The following is a 12,787-nucleotide window of genomic DNA, read 5'->3' on the forward strand; positions in this document are numbered from 1 at the left end:
CCGGGTCCGCCGCGCTCTTCCTACCGTGGCCGCGAGGCGCGCACCGCGCCGACGCGAGAGGAGCACCATGACCGACCGGACCGAGCAGCCGCAGGAGAACCCGCAGAACCACGACCACGTCGACGACGCGGGCGTCGACAAGCCCTCGCAGGCCGAGGGCGACGACACCGAGGGATCGGCCGGCTGATCGCCGCCTCGATCCCCGTCCTCCCCGCGATCGACAGCAGCGCGGCCGTCCTCGCCGACGGCTACCTCTTCGGGACGCGGCGCTTCGACGACGTGGGCGCGGACGCGTTCCGCACCCGGATCCTCGGACGGCCCGTGATCATGGCGCGCGGCATCGAGGCGGCGCGCTTCTTCTACGAGGGCGGGCGCTTCGACCGCGAGGGCGCGCTGCCCGGCTCCGTGCTGCACCTCCTGCAGGACGAGGGCAGCGTGCAGACCCTCGAGGACGAGCCGCACCGGAGGCGGAAGCGGATGTTCCTGGATCTGGTGGAGACGCCCGAGCAGCGGTCGAGGCTGGTCTCGGCCTTCGCGCGGGAGTGGCAGGCGTCCGCCGCCCGGCTGACCGGCGAGCGGGTCCGCCTCCAGGACGTCGCCGCCGAGGTCCTGGGCCGCGCGGTCCTGTCGTGGGCCGGCATCGAGGCCGACGAGGAGGAGGTGCTGCGGCGCACGGACGAGCTCCGGGCGATGATCGACAACGCCGGGCGCTTCGGCCCGCCCAACTGGGCCGCACGACTCCGCCGCCGCTCGACCGAGCGATGGGCGCGCGGCCTGATCGAGGCGAGCCGGACGGCCGGACCCTCCCCGACTCCCCTGCACCGGATCGCGCACGAGAAGGAGGACGGCGGCCTCCTGCCCGTCGAGGTCGCCGCGGTGGAGCTGATCAACGTGCTGCGGCCCACGGTCGCGGTGGGGCGCTTCGTGGTCCTGGCGGCGCTCGCGCTGCACCGGCATCCGGAGTGGCGGGAGCGGCTCGCCGACCAGGAGGAGCGCGTCGCGTTCGCGAACGAGGTGCGGCGCTTCTACCCGTTCTTCCCGATGGTCGGAGGAAGGGCCCGCCGGGAGCTGGACTTCCGCGGCGAGACGCTTCCCGCGGGGCAGTGGATGCTGCTCGACCTCTACGCGACGGACCACGGCTCGCACTGGGAGGCGCCGGGCCGCTTCGATCCGGAGCGGTTCCGGTCGCCGGTCGACCGCAACGGCTTCATCGCCCAGGGCGGCGGGCACTACGGAGGCGACCACCGGTGCCCGGGCGAGCCGGCGACCGTCGACCTGCTGTCCGCGGCGCTGGAGCTCCTGGCCGCGGGGCACCCGTACGACGTCGAGGACGGGCAGGATCTGCGCGTGAGCCTGCAGAGCTTTCCGACCGGGCCGGAGGACGGCTTCGTGGTGAGGTTCCGCTAGGGGCGGGCGGGCTCGGCTGGCGGCCTCGGCGGGCGGCCTCGGTCGGCGGCCTCAGCGGGGGCGGTCCTCCTCCACAGGCCGCGGTTCCGCGCGCTCTCCCCGGATCCGCTCGGGCACTCCCCGCCCGCCTCGCCCGGCGAGCACGCTCGGGGGATGCAGAAGCCGAGTCAGTCCTCCGGAGCGTCGAGTTCCTCGAGCGCCCGCAGCGCCTCGCGGGCGCGCTCGAGACGATCGGCCTCGGGCTCGTCCCACCATGCCGGTCCGCGCTCACCCAGCCCGTGCTTGGCGAGCCCGACCCTCCTGCGCGCCAGCGCCTCCGCCTCCGCGTCCTCGTGCATCCTGGCCGAGCGCACTCCCGAGCGCCCGCGCCCGAGGTGCGAGGTGAGGACGGCGACCACGTCCTCCGGCAGCGAGGGGTCGGTGCGCCGCCACCGGCGGCCCTTCACCACGAGCCAGCGCTCGTCGTCCTCGTCGCTCACCCCGTCACCGCCGCCTCGGGTTGAGCCGGTCACCGGTGCTCGTGAGGTCCACCTGCTCCGGCAGCAGGAGCGCCTCGATGCGCCCCGCGGCGGAGAGCCGCAGCAGGTCGTCGACGAGGGCGCGCGAGCCGCCGATCAGCGTCGAGTCGAAGTCGACCTCGCTCGCGAGGTACCAGGCCCGGTCCTCCGGCCAGAGCGCGAGTGGAGTCTGCACGACGAGCCCGGAGGCGTCGGCGAAGCCCGCCGCGCGCGCCCACGCGGTGTCCTCGAGCACCCTGACGTCGAGCGAGAGCAGAGGCCCCTCCCGCCCCGGCAGCTCGACCGTCGCCGCGGCGGCGGTCTCGGGGTGCTCCCAGCCGGTCGGCCGGGTGTCGCTCATCCACTCGGGCAGCTCGTCCGAGGCGTCCGAGCGGGAGATCAGGATCCGCGACCCGCCGCTCAGCACGCCGAACCCCTCCCAGAACACGGCGAGGCAGTCGTCGGGGGTGCTCGTGTGCTCCGCGAGCACGGCGGCGACGGCCGCGAGCTCGTCGAGCGGGAGCACTCCGAGGCGGGGCTCCGCGTACTCGTCGGGATGCTCGCCGGTGAGCGAGTACCACTGCGCGAGCGGATGCAGGAGCGTCCCCTCCCGCTCGGCGACCTCGCGCCAGCGCCGGGGCGGGTCGTCGGAGGGGTGCAGGATCCGCACGGCCGCCTCGAACAGCGGCGGGACGATCCCCTCGAAGCGCCCGAAGGCGCCGAGAGCGCGCAGCATCGGCTCCGCCCGCCCAGCGTCCCGCTCGGCGCGCAGGGGCGCGTCCCGGGGTGTCGGCTCGACCATCGGCCCAGGCTAGCGCTGGACGGTCGCTCCGCTCAGGGCGGAGAGGGCCCGCTGCGGCCCCGTCTCGCGGGCGAGGCCCTCGGCGAGCGCCGTCAGCCGTTCCCGGGCGGGAGCGTCGAGTGCGAGCATCCGCCGCGCAGCCTCCGCGAGCTCTCCCGCGGAGGCGGCGTTGGGGTCGAGCACGGCGGCGAACCCGGCGTCCTCGAGCGCGGCCGCCCCCGCGAACTGGTCCGTCGAGAACGGCAGGACGACGAGCGGCACGCCCGCGGTCATCGCCTCCGTGACGCTGTTGTTGCCGCCGTGGCTGACCGCGAGCACGGCCCGGCGCAGGAGCGCGACCTGCGGCAGGAAGCCGCGGACCAGCCAGCCCTCGGGGATCTCGCCCAGAGCCGAGCGCTCGGTCGCGCCGGAGGCGAGAGCCACGCGGACGGGCCTGCCCCCGACCTCGACACCGGCCAGGGCCTCGACGACCCGGGCGAGCACGTCGTCGCGCACCGAGAGGAAGCTGCCGAAGCTCACGTAGACGACCGGGTCCTCGGACGCGGCGAGCCACTCCTCGACCTCCGCGTCGTCGGGCTCCTCGCGGACGGCGGAGCCGAGGAACGCGTGCGGCGGCAGCTGAGCGGTGCGGGCCGAGTCGTGGAGCTCGCCCGGGTAGTTGAGCAGCAGGACGTCGCCGCTCTCGGCGAAGGCGTCGGCGCTGGGCGCCGCCCCGGGGTCGAGGGTGGTGAGGGCGGCGTTCCACTCCGCGGTGAAGGAGTCGCGCACCTGCTCGCAGAGGGCGCGGAGCGCATCGAGGTCGTCGGGCTCCGGAGCGAAGGCGTCCGGCCAGACCGGAGGGAAGCCGTAGACCTCGCCGGGCACCGTGAGCGCGCTGGGGTGGCCGAGCACGACGTCGCCGTAGGGCACGCGGAGTGCCTTCAGCGCCACGCGCGCGGTGAAGGCGAGGTGGTCGACCACGATCGCGTCGGGCTGCACCTCGTCGAGGATCACGCGCAGGCGCGCGGCGACGCCGGCCGGATCCCAGAGCAGGTCGGTGAGCCGCTCCCGTGCCTGGTAGGCGAGGGTCGGGACCATCCCGCGCCGGGTGGCGTCGAAGAAGCCGCGGAGGGACGCGCCCTCGTCGGGCGCCTGCTCCTCCGCGCGGATCGTGCCCGGGTTGGAGCCGCGCCCCAGCCGGAGCGCGATGTGCTCGAATCCGAAGCCGTCCACGATGGAGCGCGTCGCGTCGCCGGTGGCCACGACGACGCGCTCGCCCGCCTCCTGCCAGGCCGTGCCGAGGGTCGCCAGCGGCAGCAGGTGCGACGCGTAGTCGGGGCTGATGATCAGCAGGGTCACGAGGCCCCCAGCACGAGCGGCGAGCGGAGGGGACGCTCCTGGTCCGCGGTCGCGTGCGCGTAGACCCCCGAGAGGGCATGAGCCATGGCCCGCACCGTGTAGCGCTCGGCGACCATCGCGTGCCCGCGGGCCGCGGCGTGCTCGCCGAGAGGCCCTCCTGCGAGATCCAGTGCGGCGGCGGCGCCGGCGGCGAGCGCCGCGGGGTCGGCGGTGTCGACCAGGAAGCCGGTCTCCCCCTCCTCGACGTAGGTCGCGGGCCCGCCTGTCGCCGGAGCGACGACGACCAGTCCTGCGGAGAGCGCCTCGAGGAGGGCGATGCCGAACTCCTCCTTGACGCTCGCGCAGACGTAGGCGCCTCCCGGAGCAGAGAGCCCCGGTCGGCCGTGCCGGATCGCGCCGAGCCAGCGGGCCACGGTCCCGTTCGGGCGGTGGCCAGCCAGGAGCAGCCCGTCGGACGCGACGGCGCGGACGCGGTCGAGCTGCTCGCGCTCGTCGGGGCTCGGGTCGGCGAGGTCGCCGCCGACCAGGAACAGGTTGGCGCGCTCCCGGAGCGAGGGGTCGGACGCCCAGGCCTCGGCGAGCGCCGCCATCCCCTTCACCCGGTGCAGGCGGCCCACGCTGAGCAGCAGCGGGAGGCCGCGGCGGTGCTCGGGCAGCTCCTCCAGCAGGAGGTCGAGCGAGGCCAGGTCCCCGCCCTCGTCCAGCGCGACCGGCTCACCGGCGGCGGAGGCCCGTGCGGCCGACTCGCCGCGCTCGACCAGGCCGACGTCGATCCCCTCCGGGACGATCGTGTGCCGCTCCGGGTGCGCGGTGATGTCGACGCCGATCAGCTCGCGGATGGTCGCCGCCAGCTCCTCCCGGGGGAACAGGACGGTGTGCGCGGCGTCGGCGGCCAGGCGCTGCACCAGGCGCACGCGGAACCAGAAGTGCTCGGCGGCGTCGCGCTCACCGAAGTCCGCGCGGGTGAGGGCGCCGGAGGCGTCCAGGCCCGCGATCAGGGCGTGCGGGTCCGGAGCGAGGGTGAACACGACGGGGATCTCGAGCTCCCGGGCGACCGCGGCCGCCGCGAGGGATCCGACGTCCGCCATCCGCAGGTGCAGCACGTCGACCCGGCCGGCCGCGCGCAGGATCCGGCGGATGCCGCGCTCGGCGGCGATGCGTCGGCTCCACGCCTGGGGCATGGCGACGGGCGGCCCCACGAACGGGACCGGAGCGAAGCCGTGGCCGGAGTCGGGCAGCTCGCCGAGCGCGCGCTCGGCCTCGGCCGGGGTCCCGCGCGAGAGCGTGAGCACCCGGTCGATGCCCTCCTGCTCGACGAGGGAGTCGCCCAGGCGCACCAGCAGGGTCGCGATGCCGCCGTTGTCGCCGGCGCCCACCCGCGTCAGGGTGCCGTCGATGTCGGCGTGGACGAAGAGCTGCGCGACCGTCGGCCCGGCCTCCACGGCCGGTGCGGGGGCGAGGTCGCCGAGGGCGAGCCGGGCGAGGGGCCCGATCGGCGCCGCCTCCTCGGCCAGGCCGGTGAGCAGGAGCTCGGCGTCGTCGGAGCCGCGCTCGCCGAGCGCGTCCGTCGCGGCGGCCCGCGCCTCCAGCCCCTCCGCGCGATCGGCGGCCACGTGCAGGAGGGTGCGCTCGGCGATCGTGCCGGGCGCGAGGCCCAGGGTCTCGACGAGCCGTGCCCGGGCCGCCGCTTCGCGCTCGCCGAGCAGCGCGCCCTCGAGCGCGACGGCGACGAGGTCGGGGGTCGAGGAGGCCCAGAGCAGGACGGTGCGCTGCGCGAGCATGCCGGAGAAGCCGCCGTCGCGGACCAGGCGCAGCAGCGGTCCGAGCGCGGCGGGGCGGGGCAGGCGCCCGCCGAAGGCCCAGGCGGCGTGCTCGCGGAGGTACGGGCGCTCGTCCTCGAGCAGCATCAGCAGCGCGAGGTCGGCCTCCTCGTCGAAGACCTGCGCGAGCGAGTGCACGGCCGCGATCGCAGTGAGCTGGTCCGAGGGGTCCAGGGCTGCGCGGGTGAGCAGGCGCACCGCGCGGCCACCACCGTCGCTCACCGCGGCGACCGTCAGCTCGTCGGCCATCCGGACGGCCTCGAGCAGAGTGGGAGCGGCGCGCACGGCGTCGAGAGCGGTCTGCGTGGCCATGGTTCACCTGGTCTGTCGGAGCGGAGAGTGCGACGGAGCGCGACTCCCGACCGCTGGAGCGGCCCAGGAGGAGCGGACCGGTACCGAGCATGCCGCGTGGGCGGCTGGGATTTCGCCACTTGCGTCGGATCTCCTCCCGCGGTACGGCCTCCTGTCAAGGGGGTGATGGCCGCAGTTCGTTTGCGCAACGCGCGAGGATCCTCAGCCGCGGGTCCACTCCAGGAGCCGCTCGACCGGCCAGGTGGTCACGATCCGCTCCTCCGGGACGCCGAGCCGCTCCGCCCGCTCGGCTCCGTAGTCGAGCAGGCCCAGCTGGCCCGGAGCGTGCGCGTCGCTGTCGATCGAGAACAGGCAGCCCTCCTCGAGCGCGACCGCGATCAGCTCGTCCGGCGGGTCCTCGCGCTCGGGGCGGGCGTTGATCTCGACCGCGGTGGAGTGGTCGGCGCACGCCCGGAACACGGCCCGGGCGTCGAAGGTCGACGGCGGGCGGGTGCCGCGCTCGCCCGACACCAGCCGCCCCGTGACATGGCCGAGGACGTCGGTCCGCGGATCCGAGGCCGCCGCGACCAGCCGGGCCGTCATCTCGCGGGAGGGCAGCCGCAGCTTCGAGTGGGCGCTCGCGACGACCACGTCGAGGCGGTCCAGCAGCTCGTCCGTCTGGTCGAGCGCGCCGTCCTCGAGGACGTCCACCTCGATCCCGCTGAGCAGGCGCAGGGGCCCGGTGTCGAGGCCCGCGAGATGGGCGAGCTGCTCCTCCAGCCGCTCCGCGCTGAGACCGTGGGCGACCCGGAGCCGCGGCGAGTGGTCGGTGAGCGCCAGGTACTCGTGGCCGAGCGCGCGGGCCGCGTCCGCCATTGCGAGGACGGGCGTCGCCCCGTCGGACCACTCGCTGTGGCTGTGGAGATCGCCGCGCAGCCGTCCCCGCAAGGCGCTCGCGGGCGGAGGAGCCGAGCCGCGCAGCTCCGCGAGGTAGTCGGGCACCCGGCCCGACCGCGCCTGCTCGATCACCGTGAAGGTCGTGTCGCCGATCCCGGAGGCCCGCCGCACGAGGGCGAGGTCGTCCCGCTCGGCGGACGCCATCCCCTCCAGCACCGCGGCCGCCCGGCGGAACGCCTTCGCCCGGTAGCGGGAGGCCCGCTCCCGCTCGAGCAGTGCCGCGATCTCCTCGAGTGCCGCGATCGGGTCCATGCGCCCGGTCTACCACGGCGCCCGCCGCGCCCTCACCCCCCCCCGACGGTGGCGCCGGCTCCGGCCCCCGGCATGGCCGCGCCGCGGCGCCGCCCCGGTCCCGGCCGCTCGACGCTGGGAACCGGCCGAGCCCCGTTGCCGAGCGCAGCGATCGAGATATATCGTGACTCTCGTCCACTCGCGATGTATCGCGTTTCAGAAAGGCACTCCGGTGCAGGAGGAGGAGCTCATGTCCCTCGAGAAATGGCTCGTACAGGCCGGCGAGACGAAGGTCATCGACCTCGACGTCGTCCGCTCGGTCAAGGTCGCCCTCGTCGGCGGCCAGATCGACGTCATCGCCCACGACGAGCCGACCGCTCGCGTGGAGGTCCACAGCGTCGACGGCCGCCCGCTCAAGGTCTCGATGGACGGCGACCGCCTCGAGATCGACCACGTCCAGCTCCGCTGGGACACCATCGTCGACGTCGTGAAGGGCCTCGGCCGCCGCGGCGACCGCGCCGACATCAGCCTCCTCGTCCCCCGCGGCGTCGACCTCAAGTTCGACACCGTCTCGGCCGACGGCCTGGTCTCGGGCCTCCACAGCGACGCCCGCGTCTCGACGGTCGGCGGCGACATCGTCGTCGACGGCCTGCACGGCGACATCGAGGTGAACACCGTCCACGGCGAGCTCTCGGTCCGCAGCCACACCGGCCGCGTCACCGCGCGCACCGTCTCCGGCGACGTCACCGCGACCGGCGAGCTCACCCGCTTCACCGTCGACGGCGTCTCGGGCAGCGTGTTCGTCGACGCCGAGGGCACCCCCGACCGGATCCAGGCCAACACCGTCAGCGGCGACCTCACGATCCGCGTCGACGAGGGCCTCGGCGCCCGCTACCGCATCAACACCGTCTCGGGCACGCTCCAGCTCGACGGCTCCGTCGTCAAGGGCACCTTCGGCCGGGGCTTCACCTCGACCACGGGCTCGCTCGACTCGAAGTGGGTCGACGTCGCCGCCAACTCCGTCTCGGGAGACGTGGTCGTCGTCCGCCGGTCCGTCGCCGCGTCCTCCGCCTCGGTGGGCGAGGGCTGGGGCTCCCCCGGCACCGGCCCCGCCGACGACCGCCGCCCGATGGACGGGAGCTCGCTGTGAGCCCCGTCTTCGCGCACGGCCGCCTGCGCCTCTATCTGCTCAACCTCCTCGCCGAGTCGCCGCGCCACGGCTACGAGCTGATCCAGGCGCTCAGCGAGCGCTTCGGCGGCACCTACGCGCCCAGCGCCGGCACGGTCTACCCGCGCCTCGCGAAGCTCGAGGAGGAGGGACTCGTCACGAAGGAGGCCGACGGCCGCAAGACCGTCTACTCCATCACCGACGCCGGCCGCGCCGAGCTCGCGAACCGCGCGACCGACCTGGGCGACATCGAGGAGGAGCTCACCGACTCCGTCCGCAGGCTCGCCGACGAGGTCCGCCTCGGCGTCGCGGAGGCGATGAAGAGCCTCCGCGCCGACCTGGCCAGCGCCGCCCGCGACTCGCGGGAGCCCGGACGCCGACCGGAGCACTCCGCCGAGGAGCCGCGCCCGCAGGACACGTCCGGCACCCCCTCCGAGCAGCCCGCGCCGGAGCCGGCCGCACCGGCCTCGCCCGACGCGCGCACCGCCTCGCGGATCGCCCTGCGCGACGCCGAGGTGCTGCTCACCGAGTTCCGCGACGAGCTGCGCGCGGAGCTGCGCACCGCCGCCTCCTCGGGATCCGTGACGACCGCGAGCGTCGACGCCCTGCGCGCCGCGCTCGACGAGGCCCGCACCTCGGTCCGCTCCACCCTGGGCTGAGCCCGGACACCTCAGCGCCGAGAGGGCGGGGATCCCGCCCGGGGTCCCCGCCCTCCCGGCGCTACTGCCGCCCGACCGCCAGCGCCTCCTCCTCCACGTCGAGGAACGCCAGAGCGCTCACCACCGCCGGCTCCTGGTACCGCCCCTCGGAGCGCGCGCGGAGCACCGCCTCCCGCTCGGCCGCGATCATCACGCGCCGGAGCCGGTTGTAGGCCTGCGGGAGCGGCTCCACGCCCTCGCCCTCCGGCGGGTTCTCCAGGGCGTCGGCGAGGAACGTCGCGTTCCGCCGCAGCCGGTCGAGAACGCGGTCCTCCACTCCGTCCTGCGGCTCCGCGTCGAGCCGGGCGAGCCCGGCGGCCTGTGCCTCCGCGAGCAGCATCTGCTTCTCGACGTGCTCCTGCATCTCGTTCGGGGCCGGGAGCTTCAGGGCGCGGACGAGCCGCGGGAGCGCGAGCCCCTCGACGAGCGTCCCCGCCACCACGATGAAGGCGAGGAACTGCAGGAACGCGCGCTGCGGCGTCTCCGCGGGCAGGAGGAACGCGGCGGCGAGGGTGACCACGCCGCGGATGCCCGCGAACGACACCCCGATCGCGGTCGGCCAGGTCCATCCGCGCTGCTGCAGCCGGCGCGGACCGTGCCGGAACAGCAGCGTCGTCATGCACATCCAGGCCACGCGGCTCCCGACCAGCGCCGCGAGCACGGCCGCGCCGATGCCGACCGTCTGCCAGACCCCGATGCCCGAGTCGGCCGTCGCCTCCACCACCGACGAGAGGCTCAGCCCGATGAAGAGGAACACCGCGTTCTCGAGCAGGAACTGGATCGTCCGCCAGTTGAGCGACTCCGCGATCCGCGCCTGCGCCGACTGGATGACCGGCGCCCGGTAGCCCAGGTAGAGCCCCGCGACCACGACCGCCAGCACCCCGGAGCCGTGCAGCAGCTGCGCCGGGATGAACGCGACGTAGGGCGTCACCAGCGAGAGGCTCGTGTCCAGGACGGACGACTGCACCTGCTTGCGCACGAACCCGAGCAGCACGGCGATGCCGATCCCGACCCCGCCGCCCACCGCCACGGCCAGCACGAAGTCGAGCGCGATGCGCCCGGGAGTGACCGTGCTGACGATCGCCAGGAGGGAGGCGTTCAGTGCCACCAGCGCGGTCGCGTCGTTGAGGAGGCTCTCGCCCTCGAGCACCGTGAGCATGCGCCGCGGCAGGCGGAGCCGCCCCGCGATCGCCGTGACCGCCACCGCGTCCGTGGGCGCCACGATCGCGCCGAACGCGAGGGCCGCGGCGACCGTGATCGCCGGGACGACCATCCAGGCCACCGCGCCGACCACCGCGACCGTGAAGACGACGAGCCCGACCGACAGCAGGAGGATGCTGTCGCCACGAGCGCGGACGTCGAGGACGGAGGTGCGGATCGCCGCCGCGTAGAGCAGCGGCGGCAGGATCCCGAACAGCACCACGTCCGGCTCGACGACCACCTCCGGGATCCCGGGGACGAAGGAGGCGAGGGCTCCGACGGCGACGAGCGCCACGGGAGCGGACCAGTTCACCCGCCCCGACAGCCCGGTGACCAGGACGGTCACCACCACGAACGAGACGATCCAGACGATCGCGACGACGGGCTCCTCCATCGCGTCACTCCTCCCGGGCGTCCGCGCGCCACGGCCCCATTGTGGCCGCCCGGAGAGCAGCCCGGACAGCCGCCGGGAGGGTGCGGCTAGCGGCCGGCCTCGTGGATGTCGCGCGCCTTGGTGACCTTCGCCGGGTCCACCGGGTTCATGCCGAGCACGATCTTGCCGCGCGAGTGCCGCTTCTCGAGGTCGTCGAAGGCGTCCTGCACCTGGTCGAAGGGGTAGAAGCCCGAGACGAGCACCCGCAGCTTCTGCTCGCCGACGAGGCCGACCAGCTCGCCGAGGATCTCGGTGTCGCGCTGGGCGGTCTCGGCGTCGGGCCAGACGGCGCGCAGCTCGATCTCCTTGCGGTCGTCGCTGGAGTGGAATCGGCCGGCCGCGATGCCGAGCTCGTCGGCGAGGGCGTCGTTCTCCCCGCCGAAGTTGTCGAGGAACACCGTGACCCCGCCGGGCGCCGCGGCCCGGATGCGGTCGGCGATCCCGTCGCCGTAGACCACCGGCTTCACGCCGATCTGGCGGAGGTAGTCGAAGTTGCGCTCGCCGCAGGTGCCGATCACCGTCGCGCCGCGGAGCTTCGCCAGCTGGATCTCGAGACTGCCCACTCCTCCGGCCGCGGCGGAGACGAGGACGGTGTCGTCGGGTCCGACATGCGTGGCCTCCAGCGCGCGCCAGGAGGTCACTCCGGCGAGGAACAGCGCGCCGCCGACCTCCCAGCTCACGGAGGCGGGCTTGGCGACGAGGTTGCGGCGCGGCACCACGACGTGGGTCGCGTGCGAGCCGACGAGCGCGTGGCCGACCACGTCGCTGCGGAGCCTGATGTCGGTGACGCCCTCGCCGAGGGCGACGACGACGCCCGAGAAGTCGGTGCCCTGGCGCATCGGGAAGGCCGCGGAGTGGTCGGAGTCGAACTGGCCCTGCCGGATGAACGCCTCCATGTGGTTCACCCCGGCGGAGAGCACCTCGACCAGCACCTCGCCCGCCCCGGGCTTCGGCCGCTCGACCTCGACGATCTCGAGGACGTCCGCGTCGCCGAAACGGCTGTACTGGACGACGCGGGCGGCGGTGGGGCTCAGACGGGACATGCGCTCATCATCCGCCCCCGCCGCCCGAAGCCCCTGACCCCCGAACGGGGGCGTGCGACTCAGGAGGGGTCGCTCGGGCAGTACAGCTGCGTGCGCGGACCGGAGCGGTCGATGACGTGCTCGGACATCGGCCGGCCGCAGAGCGGGCACGCCTGCCCCGCCGGCGCCTCCTGCTCGGGCTGGTCGTACGGGCCGAGCGGCGGCGGGCCGATCCAGGGGAACAGCCGCGCGTTGAAGCGCTGGTAGAGGGAGCCGGTCTTCTTCCGCGTCATATCCTTAGTGTACTAACCATCAGGGCACGATGAGAGGATGACGCCGTGGAAACCGACCCGCTCGCCCTCCAGAACCAGGTCTGCTTCTCCCTCGCCGTCGCGGCGCGCACCGTCATCGGGCTGTACCGACCCGTGCTCGAGCCGCTCGGACTCACGCACCCGCAGTACCTCGTGATGCTCGCGCTCTGGGAGCGCAGCCCCCGCTCGCTCGCCGACCTCGGCTCCGCCCTCCGCCTCGAGCCGGCCACGCTCAGCCCGCTCGTGAAGCGCCTGGAGGCGAGCGGCCACGTCACGCGGGCCCGGAGCAGCGACGACGAGCGCCGCCTCGACGTCGCGCTGACCCCCTCCGGAGCGGCCCTCCGCGAGCAGGCCCTGCAGGTTCCTCCGCAGATCGTGGAGCGGCTCGACGTCCCCCTCGAGGAGCTCACCGCGCTCCGCGACAGCCTCACCGGCCTGATCGGAGCCGCGACCCGCGACGGCCGCTGACCCCCCGCTCGGGGCGCCGGCCGCGAGGACGCCGGCCGTCGCTCCCCGCCGCACCGGGAAACTCCCGGTCACAGCGCGAGATCAGCCTCCGCTCGGCCCGCTCCCGGCCGTCTTGACTGCCCCCTCGTACGGAGTAGTGTCATC

At 74.7% G+C, this 12,787-nt stretch carries 12 protein-coding genes; 4 read left to right on the forward strand and 8 right to left on the reverse strand.

Going from position 1 to position 12,787, the window contains the following annotated elements:
* Positions 1-279 precede the first annotated feature (279 nt).
* Positions 280-1,407: a cytochrome P450 gene (locus GTU71_RS11160; protein ID WP_104282638.1), complete on the forward strand. Its 1,128-nt coding sequence runs from the start codon at positions 280-282 to the stop codon at positions 1,405-1,407.
* 167 nt (positions 1,408-1,574) lie between these two features.
* On the opposite strand, the gene GTU71_RS11165 is transcribed toward GTU71_RS11160, so the two are convergent.
* From GTU71_RS11165 to GTU71_RS11185, 5 genes are all read right to left on the reverse strand, one after another.
* Entirely contained in the window at positions 1,575-1,886 is a 312-nt protein-coding gene (locus GTU71_RS11165) for a biopolymer transporter Tol (protein WP_104273215.1), read from the reverse strand.
* A 4-nt stretch (positions 1,887-1,890) separates the two neighbouring features.
* Complete coding sequence (locus GTU71_RS11170) at positions 1,891-2,706, reverse strand: hypothetical protein (protein WP_159940112.1); 816 nt, start codon at positions 2,704-2,706, stop codon at positions 1,891-1,893.
* A 9-nt stretch (positions 2,707-2,715) separates the two neighbouring features.
* On the reverse strand, positions 2,716-4,044 hold the full coding sequence (locus tag GTU71_RS11175) for a glycosyltransferase (RefSeq protein WP_159940114.1): 1,329 nt from the start codon (positions 4,042-4,044) through the stop codon (positions 2,716-2,718).
* Positions 4,041-6,176 (reverse strand): glycosyltransferase, encoded by a 2,136-nt coding sequence (locus GTU71_RS11180; protein WP_159940116.1) that lies wholly within the window; start codon positions 6,174-6,176, stop codon positions 4,041-4,043. Before GTU71_RS11180 ends, GTU71_RS11175 begins: the two co-directional genes overlap by 4 nt.
* A gap of 201 nt (positions 6,177-6,377) precedes the next feature.
* Entirely contained in the window at positions 6,378-7,364 is a 987-nt protein-coding gene (locus GTU71_RS11185; protein ID WP_104263102.1) for a PHP domain-containing protein, read from the reverse strand.
* Between the two features lie 229 nt (positions 7,365-7,593).
* Between GTU71_RS11185 and GTU71_RS11190 the strand changes: the two genes are divergently transcribed.
* Positions 7,594-8,493, forward strand: a complete 900-nt coding sequence (locus tag GTU71_RS11190) for a hypothetical protein (protein ID WP_244230533.1) — start codon at positions 7,594-7,596, stop codon at positions 8,491-8,493.
* Positions 8,490-9,170 carry a PadR family transcriptional regulator gene (locus tag GTU71_RS11195; RefSeq protein ID WP_159940118.1) on the forward strand — a complete coding sequence of 227 codons (681 nt, stop codon included), beginning with the start codon at positions 8,490-8,492 and terminating at the stop codon, positions 9,168-9,170. The genes GTU71_RS11190 and GTU71_RS11195 overlap by 4 nt, the downstream gene beginning before the upstream one ends.
* 61 nt (positions 9,171-9,231) lie before the next feature.
* Here the strand turns inward: GTU71_RS11195 and GTU71_RS11200 are convergent, their stop codons facing one another.
* From GTU71_RS11200 to GTU71_RS11210, 3 genes are all read right to left on the reverse strand, one after another.
* Entirely contained in the window at positions 9,232-10,803 is a 1,572-nt protein-coding gene (locus tag GTU71_RS11200) for a sodium:proton antiporter (RefSeq protein ID WP_104223748.1), read from the reverse strand.
* 86 nt (positions 10,804-10,889) lie between these two features.
* Complete coding sequence (locus GTU71_RS11205) at positions 10,890-11,885, reverse strand: NADP-dependent oxidoreductase (RefSeq protein WP_159940120.1); 996 nt, start codon at positions 11,883-11,885, stop codon at positions 10,890-10,892.
* A 59-nt stretch (positions 11,886-11,944) separates the two neighbouring features.
* Complete coding sequence (locus GTU71_RS11210) at positions 11,945-12,157, reverse strand: hypothetical protein (protein ID WP_104223750.1); 213 nt, start codon at positions 12,155-12,157, stop codon at positions 11,945-11,947.
* 45 nt (positions 12,158-12,202) lie between these two features.
* On the opposite strand from GTU71_RS11210, the gene GTU71_RS11215 reads away from it, so the two are divergent.
* Positions 12,203-12,643, forward strand: coding sequence for a MarR family transcriptional regulator (locus tag GTU71_RS11215; protein ID WP_104223751.1), 441 nt, complete (start codon positions 12,203-12,205; stop codon positions 12,641-12,643).
* Positions 12,644-12,787: the final 144 nt, after the last annotated feature.

This window comes from Rathayibacter sp. VKM Ac-2762 (assembly GCF_009866585.1).
Lineage (GTDB): Bacteria > Actinomycetota > Actinomycetes > Actinomycetales > Microbacteriaceae > Rathayibacter.